The sequence below is a fragment of the Collinsella provencensis genome (assembly GCF_900199705.1).
GTDB lineage: Bacteria > Actinomycetota > Coriobacteriia > Coriobacteriales > Coriobacteriaceae > Collinsella > Collinsella provencensis.
Map to the genome: position 1 here is coordinate 33,605 of NZ_LT904908.1, position 24,833 is coordinate 58,437.

At 58.1% G+C, this 24,833-nt stretch carries 18 protein-coding genes; 15 read left to right on the forward strand and 3 right to left on the reverse strand.

Going from position 1 to position 24,833, the window contains the following annotated elements; genetic code table 11:
• The first annotated feature begins 22 nt into the window (after positions 1-22).
• Both C1711_RS00180 and C1711_RS00185 read left to right on the forward strand, forming a co-directional pair.
• Positions 23-511 carry a hypothetical protein gene (locus C1711_RS00180; RefSeq protein ID WP_102337257.1) on the forward strand — a complete coding sequence of 163 codons (489 nt, stop codon included), beginning with the start codon at positions 23-25 and terminating at the stop codon, positions 509-511.
• A gap of 17 nt (positions 512-528) precedes the next feature.
• Complete coding sequence (locus C1711_RS00185; RefSeq protein WP_102337258.1) at positions 529-777, forward strand: helix-turn-helix domain-containing protein; 249 nt, start codon at positions 529-531, stop codon at positions 775-777.
• 15 nt (positions 778-792) lie between these two features.
• On the opposite strand, the gene C1711_RS00190 is transcribed toward C1711_RS00185, so the two are convergent.
• The gene (locus C1711_RS00190; RefSeq protein ID WP_234346117.1) at positions 793-2,784 is read right to left on the reverse strand and encodes a YgiQ family radical SAM protein; all 1,992 of its coding nucleotides are present in this window, start codon (positions 2,782-2,784) and stop codon (positions 793-795) included.
• Between the two features lie 90 nt (positions 2,785-2,874).
• Between C1711_RS00190 and C1711_RS00195 the strand changes: the two genes are divergently transcribed.
• Both C1711_RS00195 and C1711_RS00200 read left to right on the forward strand, forming a co-directional pair.
• Positions 2,875-3,552, forward strand: coding sequence for a YoaK family protein (locus C1711_RS00195; RefSeq protein WP_102337260.1), 678 nt, complete (start codon positions 2,875-2,877; stop codon positions 3,550-3,552).
• Between the two features lie 32 nt (positions 3,553-3,584).
• A complete protein-coding gene (locus tag C1711_RS00200; protein ID WP_102337261.1) occupies positions 3,585-3,872 on the forward strand; it encodes a hypothetical protein in 288 nt (95 codons plus the stop codon).
• 91 nt (positions 3,873-3,963) lie between these two features.
• On the opposite strand, the gene C1711_RS00205 is transcribed toward C1711_RS00200, so the two are convergent.
• Positions 3,964-5,160 (reverse strand): MnmA/TRMU family protein, encoded by a 1,197-nt coding sequence (locus tag C1711_RS00205; protein WP_102337262.1) that lies wholly within the window; start codon positions 5,158-5,160, stop codon positions 3,964-3,966.
• Between the two features lie 325 nt (positions 5,161-5,485).
• On the opposite strand from C1711_RS00205, the gene C1711_RS00210 reads away from it, so the two are divergent.
• Entirely contained in the window at positions 5,486-5,920 is a 435-nt protein-coding gene (locus C1711_RS00210) for an RrF2 family transcriptional regulator (RefSeq protein WP_102337263.1), read from the forward strand.
• A gap of 98 nt (positions 5,921-6,018) precedes the next feature.
• On the opposite strand, the gene C1711_RS00215 is transcribed toward C1711_RS00210, so the two are convergent.
• Entirely contained in the window at positions 6,019-6,387 is a 369-nt protein-coding gene (locus C1711_RS00215; RefSeq protein ID WP_102337264.1) for a phage holin family protein, read from the reverse strand.
• A 397-nt stretch (positions 6,388-6,784) separates the two neighbouring features.
• Between C1711_RS00215 and C1711_RS00220 the strand changes: the two genes are divergently transcribed.
• The 10 genes from C1711_RS00220 (at position 6,785) to C1711_RS00265 (ending at position 24,758) form a co-directional block, all read left to right on the forward strand.
• Positions 6,785-7,084: a YerC/YecD family TrpR-related protein gene (locus C1711_RS00220; RefSeq protein WP_102338484.1), complete on the forward strand. Its 300-nt coding sequence runs from the start codon at positions 6,785-6,787 to the stop codon at positions 7,082-7,084.
• A 242-nt stretch (positions 7,085-7,326) separates the two neighbouring features.
• Entirely contained in the window at positions 7,327-10,380 is a 3,054-nt protein-coding gene (locus C1711_RS00225; protein WP_159060010.1) for a PD-(D/E)XK nuclease family protein, read from the forward strand.
• Positions 10,381-13,956, forward strand: coding sequence for a UvrD-helicase domain-containing protein (locus tag C1711_RS00230; protein ID WP_102337266.1), 3,576 nt, complete (start codon positions 10,381-10,383; stop codon positions 13,954-13,956).
• 338 nt (positions 13,957-14,294) lie between these two features.
• Entirely contained in the window at positions 14,295-18,098 is a 3,804-nt protein-coding gene (gene dnaE / locus C1711_RS00235) for a DNA polymerase III subunit alpha (protein WP_102337267.1), read from the forward strand.
• Positions 18,099-18,178: 80 nt separating this feature from the next.
• Positions 18,179-18,544, forward strand: coding sequence for a desulfoferrodoxin family protein (locus tag C1711_RS00240; RefSeq protein WP_102337268.1), 366 nt, complete (start codon positions 18,179-18,181; stop codon positions 18,542-18,544).
• A gap of 3 nt (positions 18,545-18,547) precedes the next feature.
• On the forward strand, positions 18,548-20,566 hold the full coding sequence (locus C1711_RS00245) for an NAD(+) synthetase (protein WP_102337269.1): 2,019 nt from the start codon (positions 18,548-18,550) through the stop codon (positions 20,564-20,566).
• Positions 20,567-20,641: 75 nt separating this feature from the next.
• Positions 20,642-21,166, forward strand: coding sequence for a crossover junction endodeoxyribonuclease RuvC (gene ruvC / locus C1711_RS00250; RefSeq protein ID WP_102337270.1), 525 nt, complete (start codon positions 20,642-20,644; stop codon positions 21,164-21,166).
• Positions 21,163-21,789, forward strand: coding sequence for a Holliday junction branch migration protein RuvA (ruvA, locus tag C1711_RS00255; protein WP_102337271.1), 627 nt, complete (start codon positions 21,163-21,165; stop codon positions 21,787-21,789). The genes ruvC and ruvA overlap by 4 nt, the downstream gene beginning before the upstream one ends.
• Positions 21,789-22,856: a Holliday junction branch migration DNA helicase RuvB gene (gene ruvB, locus C1711_RS00260; RefSeq protein ID WP_102337272.1), complete on the forward strand. Its 1,068-nt coding sequence runs from the start codon at positions 21,789-21,791 to the stop codon at positions 22,854-22,856. Before ruvA ends, ruvB begins: the two co-directional genes overlap by 1 nt.
• A 234-nt stretch (positions 22,857-23,090) precedes the next feature.
• Entirely contained in the window at positions 23,091-24,758 is a 1,668-nt protein-coding gene (locus tag C1711_RS00265; protein ID WP_102337273.1) for a formate--tetrahydrofolate ligase, read from the forward strand.
• The last annotated feature ends 75 nt before the right edge of the window (positions 24,759-24,833 follow it).

The following is a 24,833-nucleotide window of genomic DNA, read 5'->3' on the forward strand; positions in this document are numbered from 1 at the left end:
AAGTCTGTGGGAAAGGCGTACGATGACGGATCGTCAGAAAAAAATGAAATGGGGGTTGAGTGCGGTCTGCGTCGTAATGTGCGTTGGTGTGCTACTCAATCTTTGGATTTGCTTCAACAAGTTGACCATTTTGGCCGACGCCTCGAGTATATCCAACTTCAACGTTGTCACTACAATCGTGCTCGATGCGCTCACCTTGGTATTTGACTCCATCGTTTTGATTCTATTCGTACGCTTTTCTCTTGCCATCACGCGAAAAGGGGAGTTCTTCTCTCCCAAGCAGACCCGTCGGTTGCTTGCCATGGGCGTGCTCTATGTGCTCATCGTCATCGCCGGGTTGCTCACCCCCTCTTTCACAATGCCTGCAGAATTGGCTCAACTAACGGGCAGTTTGAAACAAGAACCATTTTTGAACCTTCGTGTGTTACTTTTTTCACTGATTTTCTTTGCGCTATCTGCTATCTTTGAGTATGGGAGAATGCTACAAGAAGATTCAAATAACATTCTGTAACGAGAGGAGGGCATGCAATGCCGATTGTCATGCGACTTGATCGAGTCATGGCAGACCGTAAGATGTCTTCCCTCGAGCTTGCCGAGAAGATCGGTATTTCGCCGGTTAACGTATCGCGCATCAAGACGGGGCGTCTGAAGGGAATCCGTTTTTCCACGCTCACCGCTATTTGCGAGACGTTGAAATGCAAGCCAGGCGACATCATCGATTGGATGGATGACGAGGAGTACATTGCCACGTTTGGCAAGCTGCCGGATTCCGATTAGAAAATCGATATGCGGCTAAGAGCGCTTCCCTTTGGGGGAGCGCTTTTTTTGAGCGCTACCGCTTGTGCGGGTTGATGATTTCCGCGCCGCGCACCTCTTCGGTGCTGCCTGATGTTTAGAATTATTTTTGTTGGGGGCTCCCGCTGCGGTGGGGCGCGGGGGAACGGGCTTGATAAGGCATTTGGGGCCGTAGCCGATAAGGTCTTCACGACCTGCCTTGTGCAACGCTTCTTTGACGAGCTTGTAGTTTTCCGGCTTGCGATATTGGATGAGCGCACGTTGCATGGCCTTCTCGTGTGGGTTGCGCGCGACGTAAACGGGCTCCAAGGTGCGTGGATCCACGCCGGTGTAGAACATGCACGTGGACATGGTGGAGGGAGTGGGGTAGAAATCCTGTACCTGCTCGGGCATGTATCCCATGTCGCGCACGGCTTCGGCGAGCTCGACGGCTTCCTTCATGGTCGAGCCAGGGTGGCTGGAGATGAGATAGGGAACTACGTACTGCTGCTTGCCCGCACGCTTTGACGCCTCGTCAAAGCGTTTGCAGAATGCGTCGTAGACCTCGCGACGTGGCTTGCCCATGATGGCGAGCACCTTGTCACTCACATGCTCGGGGGCCAAGCGGAGCTGGCCACTCACATGATGCTGCACGAGCTCTTCGAGGAACTCGTCGGACGGATCTGCCATGGTGTAGTCAAAACGGATGCCGCTGCGTACGAAAACTTTTTTGACACCGGGTATTTCGCGTAACTCACGCAGGAGCTCGGTGTAACCGCTCTCGTCAACCTTCATCTGACGACACACCTTGGGCCAAAGGCATCGCTTGCCCTGGCAAACTCCATGCTTGACCTGTTTATCGCAGGCGCGTCGGAAGAAGTTCGCCGTGGGGCCGCCCACGTCGTGGATATAGCCCTTGAAGTCGGGATCGTGTGTGAGTTCGATCGCTTCGCGCACAATGCTCTCTCGACTGCGTGTTTGCAGTACACGCCCCTGATGGAAGGCCAGTGCGCAGAACGAGCACTCGCCAAAGCACCCGCGATTTGATGAGAGGGAAAATTTCACCTCGGCAAATGCGGGAACGCCGCCGGCAGCGTCGTAGTCGGGATGCCATGCGCGAGCATAGGGCAGGTCGTAAACCGCGTCCATCTCCTCTTCCGTGAGCGGAAGTGCGGGCGGGTTCTGCACGACCCATACGTTATGGGGATAGGGCTCCACCAGGCGTACGGCGGTGATGGCATCCATATTGCGATATTGTGTGTTGAACGAGCGGGCGTAGTTGAGACGGTCGGCGTTGAGCTCGTCCCAGCTGGGTAGCAGCTCGTAGTCGACTACGGAATCGAGCGCATTTGTACCCGCGGCACGCCAGGCCGTGCCGGCGATGTAGGTGATCTGCTCGATGGGGAGTCCAGCATCAAGGGCGTCGGCGACTTCGACGATCTGGTGCTCGCCCATGCCGTAAATGAGCAGGTCGGCGCCGGAATCGAGCAAAATGGAGCGCTTGAGCTGGTCGGACCAATAGTCGTAGTGGGCAAGGCGGCGCAGGCTCGCCTCGATGCCGCCGAGGATGATGGGTGTGTGCCTGTACACGCTGCGAATGAGGTTGCTGTAGACCACCACGGCGTGGTTGGGTCGCTTGCCTGCGACACCACCGGGGGTGTAGGCGTCCTCGCGACGGCGGTGTTTAGTTACCGAATAGTGGTTGACCATGGAATCCATATTGCCGGCGGAGACCAAAAACCCCAGGCGCGGCTCACCGAGTATTTGGATGGAGGACGGGTCACGCCAATCGGGCTGCGCGATGAAGCCCACCTTGTAGCCATGCGCTTCGAGTACACGGCAGATGATGGCAGCACCAAAGGAGGGGTGATCCACGTAGGCGTCGCCGTTGACGTACACGAAATCACACTGCTCCCAGCCGCGCGCATCCATGTCGGCGCGCGTAACGGGCAAAAACGCCTCGCGTGTGGGGCGGCTGTTCACCTGATGTGCGCTGTTGTGTTTTGCCACGATGTTTCCTCCGATTTGGATGTTTCGCATGGTGCATGCATCTATCGTATTCTATAGGGAGGCTGGCAGCGCCGTAAGGGGAAAGGTGTCATGGAACGCGCGAAACAGGTTTCCGAGTCTATTGAGCTCGGTATCATTCTCGCCTTGGTGGGCGGCTTTATGGATGTGTATTCCTATATGGGTCGCGGCGGTGTGTTCGCCAACGCGCAAACGGGCAATATCTTGCTCACGGGTGTGCATATCTCGGAGGGCAACTTCGCGCGTGCCGCGACGTTCTTTTTGCCGGTGCTCTCGTTTGCCCTTGGGATTATGGGCAGTGATTTGGTGCACGAGCGTTTTGGTAGCCGCATTCATTGGCGACAGGTTACCGTGCTGCTTGAAGGCATCATCTTGCTCGTGGTGAGCTGCATGAGCGACGATCAGAATTTGGTGGCGAATTGCCTGACGTCGCTTGCCTGCGGTATGCAAGTGGAGAGCTTTAGGAAGATTCACGGTCAGGGCGTGGCCACGACCATGTGCATTGGCAACCTGCGCAGCGCATTGCAAAACGTGGATGATTACATCATCACGCACAATCGCGGGTTTTTGGAAAACGGTCTGTTGTACTTCGGCGTGATCGCCTGCTTTGTGGTGGGTGCGATTTTGGGCAACTGGTGCTTGGATCGCTTTGGGTTGGCGGCTATCCGCGTGTGCTCGCTGCTGTTACTTGCAGCGTTTTTGCTCATGTTCTGGGATCGTGAAGTGCGGAAGACGACCGCGAAGGCGTAATGCGTCGGTAAGCGGTTTGTGAGGGAGCTCATATGTTGGACGACCGTTCAAAGCGGGAAGCTGAACCCTCTTTTGAAGGGGAAGTTCAAGACATTTCCCAGCTCATGGGAGACATGTTTGCCAATGAGGGCAGTGTTCCTTCGAGCGAGCGCAGCGGACAAGTAGCTCCCGCGAATGATACGCCGCCGAATTTCAATGTACCTGCACGGAATACTCGTCCACAGCCATCCCTTCCTTTGTGGAAGAAAGTGCTCGTTGCTGTTCTCCTCATCGTATACGCAGTGGTTTATATTTGGGCACGCGGGGGATACGGGGCGTAGCTGTTCGTTTTTGACAGGCGGATTGCACACCTGGGCATATGGTGACTTCCTGACGGCGCTTTTGCCATGCAAGTGAGCTGGTGATTGCCTGTCAGAATGCGCGTAAGACGGTGCCGCCGCCAAGTACAACCGAGCCTGCGTAGACGACGACTGCCTGACCAGGGGCGATGGCTAGCTCGGGCGCATCGAAGGTGAGCACAATGGCTCCGAGCGCTTCTTTCGACCTGCGTAGCGTTGCCATGCGGCTCGCATGACGGTAGCGAATCTTCGCGCTGACAGGCAGGCCTTCGCTGCCTGCCTCATCAAGGAGCTCTTCCATAACGTTGGCGGGCGCGCTCCAAATCCAGTCGTCTGCAATGAGGCCCCGTGCTAGAAGGTCTTCTCGTTCTCCCAGCGTAACGGTATTGGCACGGGTGTCGATGTCCGTGACATAGACCGGATGCGCACAGGCGACCCCTAGCCCTTTTCGCTGCCCGATGGTGTAGCGAATGGCTCCCTCGTGCGTACCGAGTATCTCACCAGCGGTGTTGATGATGTTGCCTGCGGGGAGTGGGGCTCCCTGGCGCCGTTCGAGATAGCCCGCCACGTCGTTTTTGGGGACGAAACAAATGCCCTGGCTGTCGCGTTTGGCGGCATTTGCAAAGCCCTGCTCGCGCGCGATGCGCCGCACGTCGCGCTCCTTGCGCAGGCCACCTAAAGGCAGCAGCGTGTGCATGAGGCGTTCTTGCGTGAGGGAGTACAGCACGTAACTTTGGTCTTTGGTGGAATCAACCCCGCAGCTGAGCGTGTGAACACGGTCTGCGCCGCCGCTGCGTTGGGCAATCTTTCCGAGCAATTCCGTTTCGGCCGCGCGTGCTGCAAGTTCAGCCGAAGTGCTTGCGCCTGATCGGTTTGCAAGTGTGGAAACCTGAGCATAATGGCCTGTCGCAATATAGGAGCAATCGAGTTCAAGCGCGCGCTCGAGTAGTGCGCCAAACTTGAGATACCGGTTGCAGTCAATGCACGGGTTGGGCGTGCGCCCGTCTTCGTACGTGCGCACAAACTTTTCGATAACCTCGTGGGCGAACGTTTTACGCATGTCAATGGTCTTGTGCGCAAAGCCAAGTGAGTGCGCAACGGCTGCGGCATCATCCGCATCCGATCCGCTACCGCACGTATCGCCGGGTCCCGAGCCATGGAGCAGCATGGTAGCCCCCAAGCAGTCGTATCCCGCTTGCTTGAGCAAGTAGGCGGTGACACTTGAGTCGACGCCGCCGCTCATGGCAACCAAGACGCGCTCTTTCGACATGCTTCCTCCTTTGCTGTGGCGTTGGGCGATACGTTGGGCAGCAACGATTTTACCCGCAAACCCACTATGTGCGCGGAGCGTTGCGCTGCAATAATGTGATTGATGCCAGGTATTTCAGTTGCTGAATGACTTTGCATTACGTATTCCGCGCGAATCTGGCGTCAATCGTTTCTAATTAAGGCCGAAATAGGTGCCGCGAACGGTATGCCTATATGGCGGGAACGGGTGTTTTACGCCGCTTACGTGCGCCGTTGACGATAATACCGACCTGTGGATAGGGAATATGCTAGGCTGCAAGTAACAATCGATCATGAAAGGATGCGTCATGTTGGTTTCCACAAAAGGGCGCTATGCGCTGAGGGTCATGGTCGACTTGGCTGAGCACGACGATGAAGGTCGCATCCCCCTCAAGAATATCGCCGAGCGCCAGGGAATTTCGGAAAAATATCTCGAGAATATCCTGTCGACTCTCGTTCGCAACGGCCTACTCTCAGGCATGCGCGGAAAAGGCGGTGGCTATCGTCTTACGCGCTCGCCCGAGGAGTTCACGGTAGGGGAGATTTTACGCCTGACGGAAGGGTCGCTTTCGCCCGTTGCCTGTCTCGACGGAGCTCATAAGAATTGCCCGCATGCGGAGGCGTGTCGGACCATCGGCATGTGGACCAAGTTGGACGAGATGATTTCAGGCTATCTCGACGGGGTGCGCCTTGCCGATCTTATGGTAGATCCTGCGGCTTGCGCGACGGAGGAGCAAAAGTAGCTGCCCGTCAAAGAACGAGGATGGTTGCCAGTTGAAAAACAAGACATTGTTGGCTTGGGGCAAGAGTGCTCGCTTGCCACGTGTCTTGCCCTGCGTGCCTAGTCTTCGTCGACGATTGAACCAAGAATCGCGCACATGATGCTCACGATGATGGCGCCCATGAATGCGGAACCGAAGCCGCTGATAGCGATGCCCGCGCCGAGCAGGTTGACCGAGAGCCAACTGGCGAGTTCGAGCATGAAGCTATTCACCACGAGTTGGAAAATGCCCAGTGTTAAACAGGTGAGCGGCAGCGATATCAGCGTGATGAAGGGCTTGACCAGCGAGTTGACGATGCCGAGGAACAGGCCGACCCCGGCAAAGCAGATCCATGTCTCAGCTATGCCGAACGGTATGATGCCGGGGACGATGAAGGTTGCGATTGCAATGGCAATCGAAGTCAAAAGCCAATTGAGGAGAAAACTCACGGCGAGTCCTTTCTTGAGACATGCGAACCGCGATTGTGTGTGCGGGCGCATGCATGAAACGGTTTGGAAGCCTATTGCAGGGGTGGTACGAACGGACGTGTTGCAGATGGTCAGGTGTGCGCCCAAGCAGACGCTATGACGCTTGTACCCATGGCGTGTCCAAGTCATGCCGGGCAGAAAGCCGGTCTGTGAAATGGCGTCGTTGCGGTGAAATACAAGCGATTTCCCCAGCATGCAAATGCGATATATGCAATTTTAATAATGTGAGCCCCTGCGTACTTTAGTACAGTAGTGTGCTAAACTTTGCTTGCTGATTACGCGAGTGGTCAGCGTTTTTACGCCGATATGCACGGATTTAGGTGTTTGGACGCACGGATGGGATGGGCTGGTGAGCTATTTGAATATTGAAAAGATGCTCGAGCGAGCTGATGTCGAGCAGCTTGTGGATGCGGTCATGTCGCTTGAGGACCGCGACGAGGTCCGCGCATTTCTCGTCGATCTTTGCACGCCGCGCGAGATTTGCGATTTTGCCCAGCGTTTGCAGGTTGCCCGTTACCTCGATGAGGGAGAGCCCTACGTTGAGGTCCAGGCACGCACGGGTGCTTCTTCCACCACGGTGAGCCGCGTTTCCAAGGCGCTTAATGGCGAGCGTGGTGGTTATCGCAGCGTTCTCGTCAAGCTTGAGGGCGCAAAGTAGGACAGCAAGGCTGTTTGAATGGGTATTGGATGGGGTCGTTCCAAGTGGACGGCCCTTTCGTTTTTGGAGATGAATTTCCAGTAATTTACCAAGGCTGGAGATTTTCCAGGCATACGTGGATCGAAGCGGCCAGCGGGGGATCGCAGGCCGCTTTTTTGTGCACCAAATCGTCCATACTTGATTTCGTGTCCGGGCGGGCGTGTAGGATAATCGGTGGGAAAAGTACGTTCGAGCGAGGCGATATGGCGAGTTCTGCATATACAACGAATGCCGGTACGGCACTCAACGCGGGGGAAATCGGGCAAATTGCCAGTTTGCTACACGATTATGGTCGCGTGACATTGCTTGTTCCCAGTTATGCCGAAGGCGAAGTTTGCCGTCGTAATTTGGCAGATGCTGGTGTGGGGACGGGCGTCGATGTGGTGACTCCCAAGGCATGGATTGCCGGTTTGTGGGAGCAATTTGGCGACGGCAGCCAACTGGCAAGCACGTTGCAGCGCCGTCTGCTCATGGCGCAGGTTCTTGCAGATGCCGATGCAGACGAGGAAGCCTCGACCTCATCGTTAAAGAACAATCCCGGATCGGTGAACATGCTTGCCGAGATGGCTCGCGAGTGTTATCCGTATGTCGCATCTGAATCGTCCGGTCAGACCAAGCTCTCCCGTGCCGAGCAACGCTCGATTGAGATGCTGAAACGTTATGGGGCGTTGCTGGACGGCCATAGTCTCATCGAGCCGTCGGCAGCGGCCGAGGTTCTGGGCACGCAGTTCTCCGTGCGTTGTCCTGCGTGTGCGCGTGCGGTAGCGGTTCGTGGGATAACGGAGCTTTCCGAGCACTTATTGCGTTTGCTCGAAGTCGTTGCGCAAAATGGCTCACTTGCCTTCCTGTACAACGATCGGTACAGCGCGCTTATACAGAGCGTGTGCGATCGATTTGATTGCGCAGCCCATATTGTGAAGGAATCGGGCCCTCATGCGCCCGAGCCCTCGTTTGCCGAGGTATGTGGGCCCACGGCTCGCGCAGCGTCGTATACCGAGCTTGTTGTCAAACTTGGTTCAAATTGCCTGTTGGAGGAATGCGTGGCGATTGGCGCGCCCGACCCCATGGCGCTTTTGCGAGAACTCGGCCCCCGTTTGGCTACCCATGGGATTTCCGCTCAAGCGGAGGACTTCGAGCAGTTTGCCCGTACGCGTGCGGGCCAAGCGTTTTTCCAGCTTATCGACCTGCTTGATCGCATGGATACGCAGGAGCGAAGTGCATGGTGGCCCGCGCCCGAAGTGGCAGACTGGGTTCGCTCGCCGTTTTCGGGTGTGGGACCCTTCGTTCGTCATGTTGCGGTGGCGCTCGATACCCAATTGCGCAAGAACCGCGGTCTCACCAAGCAGTCGCTGTTTGCGCAGCTTGATAGCATGCAGAGCCGTGAGCTCAACCGTGAACGCGCTCGCGCGGAGGAACAGGGGCGCGTTCCGTGTCCCGTGGTGGTCAAAGATGTCATCGATGCACTCGATGCCAAGCAGTTCTCTCGGGCCTTGCGCTTGATGTATGAGGCGGCCAAGGGAATGCCCCCTTCCGCGTTTGGAACAGAAGGGCCGGCTGCCCAATGTGGCGAGCTTTTTGCCCTGCAAAGTGCTCGTGAGGTGCTTGAGCAAGCTCGCATCTTGGGTGTATCCGACGAAGCGGCGCTTACGGCGCTGCGTGAACTGAACGTGTCCACGATGCGTGCGTATGGTCCGTTTACGGAACAAGTTAACGCTTCCGACACACCGTGCGGAGCGCCTTGCGTGTCCATCATGCGTATTGATTGCCTTGCCGAACATGAGGATGCCGCTTTTGGCGCGGTGCTGCTTGCCGATGTCGATGCCGAGTCTTATCCGCTCACCGAGCGCGATACGGTGAGCTCCGTACTTGCTGCAAAGCTCGGTTGTACCGGTATCAGTGCCGCCGCGGCGGCATGCCAACGCGATATTGTTGCGCGCTGCTTGCAAGCGGCACGTCATGATGCGGTGCTTTCCTATGTGAGTTTCGACGATGCGGCGGAAAAGCGGTTCCCCGCGCTTGCCTACGCCGAGCTTCGGGATAAGGCGGCGGCGAAGGGGCACCTTGAACTCATCGCAGTTCTGCCCGGAGAGCACATGCTCTACGAAAACCTCGATGCCGCAGGCGGGGAGGGCGCGTGCGTGGATGATGCTCCTCGCATGGGCGAGCATGTGCTTGACGATGAACTTGCCGCGTATGTTTTGCTGCGTCAGCGCAGCGTGGGCGGTCGTCTTGTTACGCGTACGCTTTCTGCCTCACAGATTGAGAACTATCTAGCCTGCCCGTATCGCTGGTTTGTGAACAATCGAGTTAACTCGCGCCGTCTGGATGTGGAGTTTGGCCCCATTGAGATCGGAAACTTCTCGCATGATGTCATGCAGCGCTTTTACGAGCGTTTGGTTGAGTGCGGTTTGGGTCGCATTACACCCGAGAATGTCGACCGTTGCCACGAGGAAATGGACATCGCGTTCGACGAAATGTGCGAGGACCATGCAAACGGTCGCTACACCCATGGCAAATATTCGAAGGATGAGCGCCCGCGCGCCGTTCGCAATGGCCTGGTTGCCTTGGACGAACTTGAGCGTGCGCGCATCGATGCTTTGCGTACCCGGTTTCATAGGGTTGTAGACCATGATGCCGTGATGCTTTCCCCGTACGTTCCGACGCTATTCGAGTATTCCTTTGATAAGCAGGGTGTTACCTATGCGGGGCGTCCTTTAGGCGGGCGCATCGACCGCGTGGATTTTGCCCCCAGCGCGGGGAATGGCGAGCGTTTTGTGGTCATCGATTACAAAACGGGTGCCAATGCGGCGGAAATGGCATGCGCCGACCCCACGATGCAGCTAGATGAGAACGAATCGCTGCCGAGCGATTGGCTTCCGGGAAGGGATAAGGACAAATCTCCCAAGGTGCAAACGCTCATGTATGCGAGCGCTTTGGAGCGAGTAACGGATGGACAGGCCCAAGGTGCCGTGTACTACGGCTTGCGTGGCCCTTCCATCGCCGGTGCGGTTTCCAACAATTTGACCGAATGCGAGCCGCCGGCGTTTCCCGACGACAAGCTCACATCGTTTCCGGGGGTCAAAGGCCGCACGCGAGTCAAACACGATGGAACCATGGAGTTCTCGGAGTTGCTCTCTCACGTTGAACATGCCATCTCACTCGAACTCGATCGACTGCAATCTGGAGACGTCGCTCCGCGTCCGACTTCGGATTCCTGCAAGTTCTGCCCGCTGACCATGTGTGAAAAGAGGCGCTAGATGGGACTCAATCCAAAACAGGCGCGCATCGTCGAGACGCTTGAGGGGCCCCTGTTCGTTTCGGCGGGTGCCGGATCGGGCAAGACGTTCGTGCTCACACAACGCATCATGCATGCTCTGCGCCCCGGCTCGAAGCCGCGCGATCAATGGGCAGACCCGAACGTGCCCGAGCCGTTTCTCGACAGCATCGACCAGGTGCTCGCCATCACGTTTACCGAGAAAGCCGCCGCTGAGCTAAAAGAGCGCATCCGCGCGGCGCTCATTGAAGAGGGGATGGATGACGAGGCATCCAAAGTAGACAACGCTTGGATTTCGACCATTCATGGCATGTGTTCGCGCATCATTCGCGCCCATGCGCTCGATTTGGGTATCGATCCATCGTTTGAGGTCGCGCTTTATGCGGACGATTTGAAACGTTCGGCAATCGAGCATGTGATTCGCCGAGCGCAGTCCAATGATGCGGCAGGTGAGGGGCCTTACAGCGCTTTGCTTTCGGCGTTTGAGCTCGAGAGCACGGGGATGTCTTTCTGTGCAAACGATCTCATCTCGCTTCTCACCAAGATGCTTTCTGAGGTTTCGGCATCCGTTTATGCGCTTGACGATTTTGAGCAGGTCGTGCCTCGTCCTTCGTACGTCCTGCTCATGGAAGCGTACCGTGAGATAGCCGAGACCCCTGCGTACGCCAACGCTCCCATTGCTCGCACCGCGCTCGATGCGATTGAGACGTATGTTGCCTCCGAACGCGACTTGCCTGCGCTCCGTACGTGCTTTAACGCATGTGGAAAACTGAATAAACGCGCGAAGGGTATGGGTAAGGACGAGAAAGAAGCGGTTGACGCCGTTCGCGCCGAGCGTACCGCTTTCTTTGCCGAGGCGTATTTGGCGCAGCGTCAGGATGCCTGCGAGCAGCTTCTTGAGTTGGCCAAGGAGGTCGAGCGCGAATTCAAGGCGCTCAAGGGTGAAAAGTCCGTTCTCGACAATGACGACTTGCTGTCGCTCGCGTATGACGCGCTTAAAAACGACCCGCAGATTCGAGCGGAGTTTGCCGGGCGATTCAAGATGGTCATGGTTGACGAGTTCCAGGATACTGCCCAACAGCAGGTGGAACTTGTCCGATTGCTCTGTAGCCCTGACGGCCGCGAGCTCTGTACCGTGGGTGACGCCCAGCAGTCGATTTACCGTTTCCGTGGTGCAGACGTTTCGGTATTTCGCAACAAAAAGCGAGAGGTCGAAGACGAAGGCACGGTGTTGAGCCTCGATATCAACTATCGAAGCCATGCGGACATTTTGACCTTTGCCGACAAGGTATTTGAGGGGGGCGAAGAGAACCCGCTGGGACGCGACTTCCTGCATTTGGAATCATGCGGCGAGAAGGATCGCAAGGGTGCTTGCGTGCTGGGCGCATCGACGTCGCGCCGTCAGGCGATATTGGTGGCTGGCGGTACCTCAGATGAGCGCGCCCAACAAAAGGCCACGTCGATCGCGAAGCGCTTTGCGCGTCTGCGCGACGAGGAGGGTTTTGCTCCTGGTGACATGGTCATCCTTATGAGAAAACTCACGAATGCCGACATGTATGCGCAAGCGGTGCGCGCGGCCGGGATGCCGTGCGTGGTGTCGGGTGGCACGTCGGTGTTCCGCAATGCGCCTGAGGTTGGCGCCATCAAAGCCCTGCTTGCATTTTTGGCAAATCCCGACGACGGGCAAAATGGTCTGATGCCGTTGCTCACGTCGCCCATGTTCGGCTTGGGTGCAACGGAACTTCTGGCACTCGCCACGCATGTCGATGAGCAGACTCGGATTGTCGACACACGCACCCTGACGGGAGATGTGTTTTTAAACGGTGAGCTGCTTGAATCCTTTGGTGACGTGCTCCTTCTCATGCGCGCCCGTGAGGTTTTGTCGCGAGCCCTCGCCCGTGTTGGATGCGACCCGATGTCCGCGATCGTGCGCGATGCCGTTCACGAATCGGGTTGGTTGTATCGCCTCGAGCAGCGCGGTGGGGCACAGGATCGCGCCGTTGCGGCCAACGTCCTTAAAGCGCTCGGCATTGTGGGGCAGGAGAGTGCGGGTCGCGAATTCGCGCCGCGTCTGGTTGCGCGGGCTTTTGCCGATCATGTGGAACACATCAAGGAGTCGCCCGCAACGCTTAACGGCGGCGGTGAGGACACGGTGCGCATCATGACCGTGCATGCATCCAAGGGCTTGGAGTTCCCCGTCGTTGCCGTGGCGGAGTGTGATGGCATTTCAAACGATAGTGATTTGCTGCAGCTTTGCGAGCAGGGTGACGCCGTTCGATGGACGGCCGTCCCCAATCTTCATGAGGTTGCGGGCGATAAAGACATGCTTGATGAGCCGTCGTTCGATGATGAGACGCTGCCCGCTTCGCTTCCCCAAACCGCTGCGGAAGCACATGCGTATATGAGGTACAGGAGCCGTTCGCTTGACTACGAAGAGGCCGCGCGCTTGCTGTACGTCGCGTTGACACGTGCACGTGAGGTTGCGATTTTGGCGATGGGGGCGAGTGCGGCCTCTGAGATGGTTCGCGGCCACGGTACGTCGCTTGTGGGTGAGGTGCTGAGCAGGATACTGCCGGTCGATGCCGGCAACAACGACCTGCCGGATCTTTCGTCGACCTCGCTTGCATTTTCCAACTCGCATGAGGGGGACTTTGAGTTCACGCTTTTGGGCAAGGATTTGCCTTTCCCCAAGAAGGCCGGCGTCCATCGTTTGTATAGCCTTGAGGAGTTTGGCCCTCACACAGATGATGGGGAAGAGCCCGAGACGGATCAGACGCCGCGTACACGTCAGTTTACGTTGGTTGAGCCCGCTCGTGTGCCTGTGAGCGTGACTCTCGGCGAACGCCCTGCGCGCTTGTCGTACAGTTACTCCTCCGTTTCGAAAGAGCTTCATGCCGAGGCGGAGGACTTTGCACATGCGGAGCGCTTCCATGTTGACGACGAGGCGGAGAGCGTTGTTTCCGATGATGCGGGTTCTTCTGCAATAGATGCCGGGGTCGAACCGGGCATTGCGCGTTCTCAAAATGGTGGCGCGAGCGACGCGACGGCGCTTGGCTCGGTGTTCCACGATGCGTGCCAGTGGATGGTCGAGATGGATGCTCCGAATGTGCCTGCGCAGCGCGTGGACGCGTTGTGCCGTTTTTGGGGCTGTGGGCCTGATCAGCGTACACGTATCGACGCCGCCCTCGCTCGTTGGACATCATCGAAGGTTCGTGCCGAGGCGCTTGAGTGGCCGTGTGTGCGGGCGGAGGTTCCGTTCTACAGCCGCGGCATGGACGACCTCGCGGAGCGTTTTGCCCCGTATGCCGAGGGTGCGATCGACCTGCTCTGCATCGACCCCGCTCATCCCGAGCGCGCGCTGGTCATCGACTACAAGACCGGTGGTTCGCCGAGCGAGACGTCTGAGCAATTGCAGGAAAAGCACCATTTGCAAGCGCAGGTCTATGCCGATGTGCTGCATAAGCAGGGATACACGGAGGTGACGCTCAAGTTCGTACGCGTGGAGCAGGTGGACCCCGACGATCCTACACAACCCCAGGTGGTCGCATATGAGATGTAGCGCCGTGGTAACCCGAGCGCACGGACAATTTTCCTTCGGGCGTGGTTCGCTGCGCTCACAAAAAGCCCTTCGGGAAGCAGTCCGTGCGCTTAGCTCCAGCAGTGGAATCGCGAGGAGGCGGACATGCTCCTGAAAGGTGTTTTGTGGAGCGAAGCGAAGCCACACCTGAAAGGAGTATGTCTGATCCGAAGCGAATTCACGTCTGTTGGGAAATTGTCCGCGCGCCATGAGGCCTACACGATTTATGTCCAGTCGGTCAGGTAGAATCGAACCTGTTCAAAATGCGACCGAGCTGTGGCTCGGAGTTCTCATAGCACATCAGATTGGAGCTCAAGTACATGGCGTTCGTCCACCTGCACAACCATAGCGAGTACTCGATGCTCGACGGTGCCACGCGTATTAAAGATATGGTCAAGCGCGCCGTCGACTTGGGCATGCCCGCCATCGCCCTCACCGATCACGGGTATATGTACGGCATCCCGGAGCTCGGCCTTGCCTGCGATGCCATCAACCACTCCACGCCGGAATACAAGGTGTGGAGCCACGATCGCTCATTCCTGTCCAAGGGCCGTCGCGACGAACTCGAGGTGCCCGATTCGGAAAAAGATCCCCGCGGGTACGCCCAGCACATGAAGGACATCGCGCAGTGGGAGGCAACGGGCAATATCGACGACCTCAAACCCCCGCTGGTCATCAAGCCCATTTTCGGCTGCGAGGTTTATTTCACACCCGACGAGACCCTTGCGCGCGACCGCAAGCCCGAACTGTATCACTTGGTCTTATTCGCACGGAACCAAGAGGGTTACGTCAATCTCATGCAGATCGTCTCCGAGGCTGCCGTCAAGGGTTTCTACTACAAACCGCGCGTGACGCTCGACAACCTGCGCCGTCATCGCGAGGGTATCATCGCGTCTTCGGCGTGCATCGCGGGTATTATCCCCAAGTGCATCGACCGTGGGGAAATCGAGACCGCCATCGAGTGGGCCGAGACCTTCCGCGATACCTTTGAGCCCGGCAATTTCTACATCGAGATTCAGGAACACGGAATCACGACCGACTCCGGCATCACTGACGAGGACCTTTCTAAGCAGCTCATCGCCATCGCGCAGCGCGTCGGCGTGAAGGTCATCGCAACCAACGATTTCCATTACCTCACGCGCGATGACGCCCCCATGCAGGACGTCATGATGTGCATCGGCATGAACTCCAAGGTTGATGACCCCAACCGCATGCGCATGCAGGGCTCCGAGTTCTACATGAAGACCGAGGACGAGATGCGCGCGCTGTTCCCGTACTGCCCCGAGGCGTGCGATAACACCGTCGAGATCGCTGAGAAGTGCGACGTCGAGCTCGATTGGGACAGTATCATCCTGCCCAACTACCCGCTGCTCGACCCGGGCGAGACGCACGAGAGCCAGTTCCGCCGCGAGTGCGAGGAGGGCTTGGCCAAGCGCTATGGTCCCGACTGGGATGGCAAGGAAATCGCCGGCGTGAACATTCGCGAGCGTTTTGAGTTCGAGTACAAGGTCATTTGTGACAAGGGCTTTGCCGCGTACTTCCTCATCGTGGCTGAATACGTGCGCTGGGCCAAGCAAAACGGCATCGGCGTCGGTCCGGGCCGTGGTTCGGCTGCCGGTGCACTCGTTGCATATGCCATGGACATCACCACCTTCGATCCACTTTCGAACGGCCTCATGTTCGAGAGGTTCCTCTCGCCCGAACGTACCGAGATGCCCGATATCGATATGGACTTCGACGATGAGCGAAGGCTCGAGGTTGTCGAGCACGTTCGCCAGCTCTACGGCCCCGAGAAGGTCACGCACGTCATCACCTATTCGACCATCAAGGCCAAGCAGGCCATCAACGACGCGGCTCGCGTGCTGGATTACCCCGTGTACGTGGGCCAGCGCCTGTCCAAGATGGTGTCTTCCGACCCCAAGGTCAAACTCAGGCAAGTGCTTGAAAAGGTTCCCGGCAAGGAGGACCTGTACAGCCCCGACTTTGTGGAGGCCTACCAGAAAGATGAAGACTCGCACCGTATCATCGACACGGCGCTTTCCATTGAGGGCTTGACGCGCGGTGAGGGCGTGCATGCGTGCGCCGTTCTCATCTGCCGCGATCCGGTCAACGAGCACGTTCCTACCAAGCTCGATACCAAGGGCGGCGTGGAGATCACCCAGTACGAAGGCCATACGGTTGCCGACATGGGCCTGCTTAAGATGGACTTCCTGGGTCTGCGCACCCTGACAGTCATTTCAAAGGCAAAAGCCAACATCAAAAAGAACTTCGGCATCGACATCGATGTGGACGCCATTCCGTTTGACGACCCAAAGATCTTCGAGCTTATGAGCGCCGGCCGCACTGCGGGCGTGTTCCAGGTCGAGTCTGCCGGCATGACGGCGACCATCAAGAACATGCGTCCCACCGAATACAAGCATGTCGTCGCTCTTATCGCCCTGTACCGTCCCGGTCCGCTCGGCGCCGGCATGGTCACGAGCTACATCAACCGCATGAACGGCAAGGAAGAGGCCGTTTCCTACGACCCGCGTCTCGACGACATCTTGGGCGAAACCTACGGCACGATGGTCTACCAGGAGCAGGTCATGCTCATCTCGGTTGAGATGTGCGGCTTTTCAAAGGGCGAATCTGACTCCCGTATTCGCAAACCGGTGGCAAAAAAGAAGATCAAGATGCTCACCGAGGAGGTCTTCAACTGGTCAGACGGTGAAGACGAGACCATTTACGACCACTGGATGAACGGTGCGGAGAAGAACGGCTACGCCCGTGCAACCGCGCAGAAGATCTGGGACGACGTTCTCGAGTTCGCATCCTACGCATTCAACAAGTCGCACTCCGCCGGCTACGCCATCCTCGTGATGCAAACCGCCTGGCTCAAGGCTCACTATCCCAACGAGTACATGGCCGCTGTGCTGACGTCGTATACGGGCAAGACCGACAAGATCGTGCACTATGTTTCCGCGTGCCGTCACGATGGCATCGCGGTGCTGCCGCCCGACATCAACGAGTCCGGTACGGAGTTCACGGCTACGGCCGACGGCGTGCGTTTTGGCTTGGCTGGCATCCGAGGCGTGGGCGAGGGCGTTACGCGCGCCATCATCGAGGAGCGCGAGAAGGGCGGTCTCTTCAAGAACCTACATGACTTCGTGGAGCGTGTGGATTCTAGCCAGGCGAATCGCCGTGTGGTCGAGGCGCTCATCAAGGCGGGCGCGTTTGACTCGACGGGCTATCCGCGTCGTCAGCTCATGCATTTCGTCGACCGCGACAACCCCGAGAACATCATCGATGCTGCGACGAAGCGCCAGAAAGACCGCGCCACCGGTCAGACCTCGCTGTTCGACGTGTTCGGCGACGTCGAGGGTTCGGGTTTTGAGATCGTCGTTCCCGAGCCGGACGGCCAGGAGTGGGACCGTCACATGAAGCTCTCCTTTGAGAGAGAAGTGCTGGGCATTTTCGTTTCCGACCATCCGTTGCGACCGTACGAGTACACGCTCGCCAAGTCGCGCGAATACAACCTGTCGCAAATCGATACGGGCTTTGAAACCATGGGGCCTTCGGGCAGCGCCATCAACCGTGAGATTCCCGAGGGGAAGGCATTCTGGTGGGCCGGCATGGTCTCCAGCGTGGGCAAGCGCGTGACGAAAAACGGCGATCCCATGGCCATCGTGCAGCTTGAGGACATGGAAGGCGAGGCCACCATCGTGGTCTTCCCCAAGCTCTACAAGCAATGCGAGTCGTATCTGTACGGTGAGACGGATCCCGAGACGGGGGCCGTGCTCTCCGATGCGTTCATCCGCGTGCGCGGAAAGCTCGAGCGTTCGGATCGAGGCGACCAGATCATCGCGCAGGAGATCGAACCCCTGTTGCTCAACGAGGAGACGAGTCGTCCCAAGGTCTTCGAGATCATGGTGCCGAGCTCGCGCTTCTCGCAGGCGAACATGACGCGCCTGGCAACGGTGCTTTCTACCAATCCAGGCGGAGACCGCGTGGAGCTCTTCATTGAGCAGGGTGACGGGCAAACGATGCGAGCCGAGATTCCCACACGTGTGAACGCGCGGTCGATTCCGCTGATGGCGGAGGTGCGCGGCATTGTGGGCGATAAGGGACGTGTGACCGTTATCTAGCTCTTCTCGCATAAAGGGTGGATAATCGGGCATACTATACCAAGCGTATCTGGTAGATACATCTGAAAGGGATGATTGATATGGCAACGTTTTTCAAGTGCGATGAGTGCGGCAAGTTCCTGGCCGCGGTCGATCCCGACATGGTTGCTCCCGCCGGTTATACCGAGGTTGTGGCGAATTCCGTTGACGCTGCGGTGGAGAAGCACGTGCCCGTAGTCGATTTGCAGCGCGAAGGTCATGTGATCAACGTGACGGTCGGTGAAGTCGAGCATCCCATGGAGCCCGAGCACTACATCGAGTGGATTGCCCTTGAGGCGGCAGGCCGCTTGGAGATTCACTATCTCAAGCCCGGTCAGGTTCCCACCACCTTCTTTGCGGGCGGCGCCAAGACTGGCATCGTTTACGCCTATTGCAACCTGCACGGCCTTTGGAAGGCAGAGTTCTAAGGCATGAAGCTCGCCCTCGCGCAGATTGATGCGCGTCTCGGCGACCTGGATGGCATCTGCGCTCGTTTGGAACAGCAGGTGTTTTTGGCGGGGGAGGCCGGTGCAGATTTGCTGTGCCTGCCTGCCCCGCTCTTTGCAGGTGTCATGCCGGGGACGCTCGTCGACTATCCAAATTTCGAGCACGACTTATTGCATCATTTGCAGCAGGTCGCCACTGCTATCTCGACATCGGGCATTGCGTGTCTGGTGCCCGTTATCTTGCCGCTTGAGGGTGGACCGCTTTTTGAGGTGATGCTGCTCAGGCGTGGGAATGTCGTTCCGCTGCGTCTTACGATGATCGCCCATCACGAGGAGATGCCGATGTCTCCCTGGGCGCCGCCCGTGTTCGAGGTTGCGGGTGCGCGCGTGGCGGTTACCTTTGATTTCTTCCGCGATTGTTCGGATGTCCCGCATGGATCCGATTTGGTGGTGTATTTCCCCGTGCAGGGTTACGACGCTTCCAATGAGGCGACGGCCGCCGTGGCATCGGTGAACGATGGCTATTATCGCTCGGAAGTCGAGCGCGCGGGCCTGTGGATGGCATGCATGGCTCCCGTCGGTGGGTTTGACGACAGCGTCTTTACGGGCGGCTCGTTTGTAATGGACGACTCCGGCAGGGTTATCGCGCAGGCACCGTGCTTTGAAGAGTCGCTGCTCGTGCAGGAAATTCAGCGCGGCGTGCATGTCGACGCGCTGGAGGCACACGAGCTGCCGTCGTATCATAAGGAAACGTGGCTGTGGGAGTCGCTCAGACTGTATGTACGCGATGCGGTTGAAGCAGCGGGTATGAATCGTGCGGTTGTTTCCTTGACGGGGGATTTGCAGAGCAGTTTGCTTGCCGCCTTGGCGGTTGACGCCCTTGGTTCCCGTAACGTGCTCGGCCTGTTCGTCGATTGCGGAGATGCGCAGACCCCCGAAGAGGAAGCGCGCGCCGCTGTTAGCGCTGCCCATGTGCGCGATGTTTCCTCTCGACTGCACATTCGCCTTATCGAGCGCTCTGCACCCGATTTGTCGCGTTTGCTTGATCGAGATGTTCCAGCGGGTTCTTCGTACAAGCTAAATAGACAGGTTGAAGGGCTGTTTTTGGCTGATACCGCTCAGGAGCAGAAGGCGATTCCGCTTGTTGCCCTCACCAAAACCGACTATGCCCTGCGTGCCAATGCAGCTGTTTCTCTGTGTCGTCGCGCACTCGCGCCGTTTGGCGACGTGTATTTGTCGAGCCTGGAATGGCTCGCCCGCATGCGCAATCAAACGTCTGCGGTGGTGCCCGATGAGCTGGTGAGTTTGGCATCCGTCGAGCGTTCGATGAAGGCGCTTTTGAGCGATGCCGTGGAGCAGCTGCAGTTCGACGAGGTGCTGTTGCAACGTGCCGAACAGGTGCTTTGCAAGGTGAAGCCCGGTGACATTGACAGCGCTCTTTTGGAGCACGTGGACAACAATCGCGTGTTGGAAGATCTCTCTTTGTTTGTGGCATCCCCCGAGGCTGCAGCGCTGTTGATGATGCTCATTCGATGCAACGAGTCGGGACGCCGTCTGTTGCCGTCTGTACCCATAGTCTCCGCGCGTTCGTTTACCGAGCGCATGTGGCCCGTTTCGCTTGCCTGGTCCGATCTGGGACGTCATGGTGCCGAACCGCTCCGTGCTCTGGATTTTGCCGAGGCGGAGTATCGCAGGCTCGAAAAACATGGCGAAAAACGCGGACAGCAAGTGCGAAGCGAAGTGATGGGAATGATCGCCTCGGTGCTCGGCTTGTCCCCCGAACAGCAAGCGGAGTTCATGAGCGATGAGGGGCAGCAGCGGATGCGCGATGAGCTTCAAGAGCTTGAGGGGAATATGAGCGAGATGCTGCGTCGTATGGCTGAACAGGGCAGTGACCCCTCTGACGGGTTCGGTCAGACGCCCGGTGCCATGCCTCCCCATGACTTCGGGCAAATGCCCGGGTCAATGCCTCCCGGTGGCTTCAATTTCTTTTCCTTGAATTAACGCGCCTCTCCTCAACGTGCGCATCGCATGGTATAGTAGAACAGATGTTCGAAACGAGTGAGTTGGGGGAGGGACATGGTTATCTTGGGCATCGATCCCGGTTTGGCGAATACCGGCTGGGGGATTGTCGAGGAGCGCCACGGAGAAGTCCGTTGCCGCGCCTATGGTTGCATCGAGACATCGTCCGGATCCGACCTTGCCGCTCGTCTTCGTCGAATAGCCGATGAGCTCGCGAGGGTTGTAGAACGATACCATCCACAGGAAGCAGCTATTGAAGGCATTTATTTTGGTGTGAATGTTCGCTCTGCCATCCCGACCGCGCACGCGCGCGGGGCGGCGCTCGTTGCCTGTTCGTTATGCGGGGTCGAGGTGGGCGAGTACACGCCTATGCAGATCAAGCAAGCGGTAGTTGGAACCGGATCGGCCGACAAGACGCAAGTCACGTATATGGTACGGACACTTTTACACCTCGACCACGATCCCAAACCCGACCATGCCGCCGATGCGCTTGCCTGCGCGGTGTGTCACGCTCATCTTCGCCGCACCTATGCAAGCTCCAACGGAGCCTATGTTCAGCAGAAGGGAAACCCCTACGCATGATTACGCAGATTGCAGGAATATTGCTTGAGGCAACCCCCAGCATGGCAGTTGTCGATGTCAACGGCGTTGGATTCGAGCTGGGTATTTCGAGCTCAACTGCCGCCTTGCTGCCAACGCTTGGAAGCGAAGTTCGCCTGTTCACGCGTATGGTGGTGCGAGAAGACTCCATGACGCTTTTTGGGTTTTACTCTAAGGACGAGCGCACCATGTTTGACCGGCTTGTCGCTGTTTCGGGCGTCGGTGCAAAGTTGGCGCTGGCCGTGCTTTCCAAGTTTTCCGTTTCTCAGCTGTATACCGTGGTCATGGCAGAGGATGCCAAGGGGATGGCGACGGTTCCCGGTGTGGGGAAAAAGACCGCGCAGCGTCTCATCCTCGAGTTGAAGAGCGTGTTCTCCAAGGACCGAAGCCTTGCCGGGTCGATATCGGTCGATACGGTCCCATTGCCGCTCGATTGTCCCACCGCGGGAGTTTCGACGGTTTTGGACGATGCCCAAGCGGCACTCCTTTCCATGGGCTTTACTTCTGCGGAAGTCGATTTGGCGCTCAGCGGGTATGATGGCAGGGATATGCGCGTCGAGGATCTGTTGGCTGCGGCGCTGAAGCGTTTGGGAATGGATGCATGATGTGGGAAGTTGACGAGTCAACCGACCTGTGGGAGACCACGCCCGCTGCACATGGCGGTCGCGGTGATAACGAGCGATTTGTGACGGGCGAGCTTACGTCCGACGATTTGGATGTCGAGCGCGGCCTTCGTCCTCAGAAACTCGAGGATTACTGTGGGCAAGAGCATATCAAGCAGAGCCTGCGTATTTTGATTGAGGCCGCTCAGACACGCGGCGAGTGCCTGGACCACGTGATCTTTTCGGGGCCTCCGGGTTTGGGCAAGACCACGTTGGCGTCTGTTGTCGCCAACGAGATGGGAGCTCAGATTAAGACGACCTCGGGTCCGGCTATCGCGCGTACGGGTGATCTTGCAGCTATTTTGACCAACTTGCAGCCCGGCGACGTACTTTTTATCGACGAGATTCATCGCTTGAATCGCCAGGTTGAGGAGATTCTCTATCCGGCGATGGAGGACTTTTCGCTCGATATTGTGATTGGCAAGGGCCCTGCCGCGCGTTCCATCCGCTTGGAGATCCCGCATTTCACGCTTGTCGGTGCAACGACGCGCTCGGGCATGTTGACCGGGCCGTTGCGCGATCGTTTTGGAATCTCGTTCCGCTTGGATTATTACGGAATCGAGGATTTGGCCGACATTGTTTGCCGTTCTGCCTCGATTTTGGGTGTGGACATCGACCGAGAGTCTGCCTTGGAGGTCGCCTCGCGTTCACGTGGTACGCCGCGTTTGGCAAATCGCCTGCTCAAGCGCGTGCGCGACTATGCACAGGTGCGCGGCGAGGGGTCGATTGAACTTGGCATAGCGCGAGAGGCTATGAAGTTCTTCGAGATCGATGAGCTCGGCCTCGATTGGATGGACATCCGGATTTTGGAGACGCTCTGCAAGACGTTCCGCGGTCGTGCCGTCGGTTTGTCGACCTTGGCGAGCGCGACGGGCGAGGACGCCAACACGCTCGAGGATGTGTATGAGCCCTATTTGCTGCAATGCGGGCTGATTGTGCGTACGCCGCAGGGGCGTGTGGCGACTCCTGCCGCGTTTGAACATTTGGGGATGCCGGCGTCTGCGTGTTAGCTGCGGTGATGTGGAAAATTAACCCACTGACTCCGAGAGTTTGATATAGGCGCATGCCTTTGTTGGGTATGCGCGAATGGCTCTCTCTCAAAGACGGATCAATGTTGATAGATGGGGGCGATTCGTGCCCCATACCGTTCGTCCCATTCTATGGAGCCATTGCCCGAACCGTTCGAGAGTACACGCGCGCATGCTATTCTAGATGGGCAAACCCACGCGAGAAAGGTGCATACCGTGCTGACCGACATTGAAATTGCCCATTCCGTTACGCCGTTGCCGATTCAGCAGGTGGCCGAGGCCGCCGGCGTGGATCCCAAGCACCTGATTCCCTACGGCTTCGACAAGGCCAAGGTCGACTACTCGTTGCTCAACGAGCCAAGCGATCACGAGGCCAAGCTCGTCCTCGTCACCGCCATCAATCCCACGCCTGCTGGCGAGGGCAAGACCACGACCACCATCGGTCTTGCCGACGGTCTGCGTCGCCGCGGTGTGAAGAGCGCCGTTGCCCTGCGCGAGCCGTCCCTCGGCCCCGTGTTCGGCGTCAAGGGCGGAGCCGCTGGTGGCGGTTATGCCCAGGTCATCCCTATGGAGGACATCAACCTGCACTTCACGGGCGACTTCCACGCCATCGGCGCAGCCAACAACCTGCTCGCCGCCATGCTCGACAACCACATCCAGCAGGGCAACGAACTCGGTATCGATGTCAAGCGCATCACGTGGAAGCGTGCGGTCGATATGAACGACCGTCAGCTCCGTCACATCGTTGACGGTCTGGGCGGCAAGGCCCAGGGCGTTCCGCGCGAGGACGGTTTCGACATCACGGTCGCTTCCGAGATCATGGCAATCCTTTGCCTCTCCACGTCCATCTCCGACCTCAAGACCCGCCTGGGTGAAATCGTGGTGGGCTACACCTACACCGGCGAACCTGTTCGCGCCAGCCAGCTCAAGGCCCAGGGCGCTATGGCAGCGCTTCTCAAGGATGCTTTGAAGCCCAACCTGGTACAGACCCTCGAGCACACGCCCGCGTTTGTCCACGGTGGCCCGTTCGCCAACATCGCGCACGGCTGCAACTCCGTTATGGCAACGCGTATGGCCATGCGCTTCGGCGACATCGCCATTACCGAGGCTGGCTTCGGCGCCGATCTGGGTGCCGAGAAGTTCCTCGACATCAAGTGCCGCATGACGGGCATCCATCCGGATGCCGTTGTGGTTGTTGCCACCGCCCGCGCTCTCAAGTACAACGGTGGCGTTGCCAAGGCAGACCTCAATGACGAGAACCTCGAGGCTCTGCGCGCCGGTATGCCCAACCTGCTCCGTCACGTCGACAATATTCAGAGCGTTTATGGCCTGCCTTGCGTGGTCGCCATCAACCGCTTCCCGTCCGATACCGAGGCCGAGCTCGAGCTCATCGCCGAGGAGTGCAAGAAGCTCGGCGTGAACGTCTGCCTCTCCGAGGTTTGGGCCAAGGGCGGCGAGGGTGCGCTCGAGCTTGCCGACGAGGTTATGCGCCTGGTGGAGCAGCCGAACGACTTCCACTACTCCTATGAGACGGGCATCGACATCGCCGATGCCATCGAGTCCGTGGCGACCAAGATTTATCGTGCCGATGGTGTGGACTTCACGCCCGCAGCCAAGCAGCAGCTCGCCGACCTCCGCAAGAACGGCTTCGGCAACCTGCCCGTTTGCATCGCCAAGACTCAGTACTCCTTCTCCGATCAGGCGAACCTGCTCGGTGCTCCCGAGAACTTCCGCATCACGGTGCGCGAACTCAAGGTGAGCGCTGGTGCTCACTTCGTGGTCGCGCTGACCGGCACCGTGCTCACGATGCCCGGCCTGCCCAAGGTCCCCGCTGCGGAGAAGATCGACGTGGACGACAACGGCGTCATCTCCGGCCTGTTCTAAGACGGCTCGAACAACGCGCTGCGTAAACGTATGGGGTCCCCGACCGACGGGTCGGGGACCTTTGATTAGGGGAGA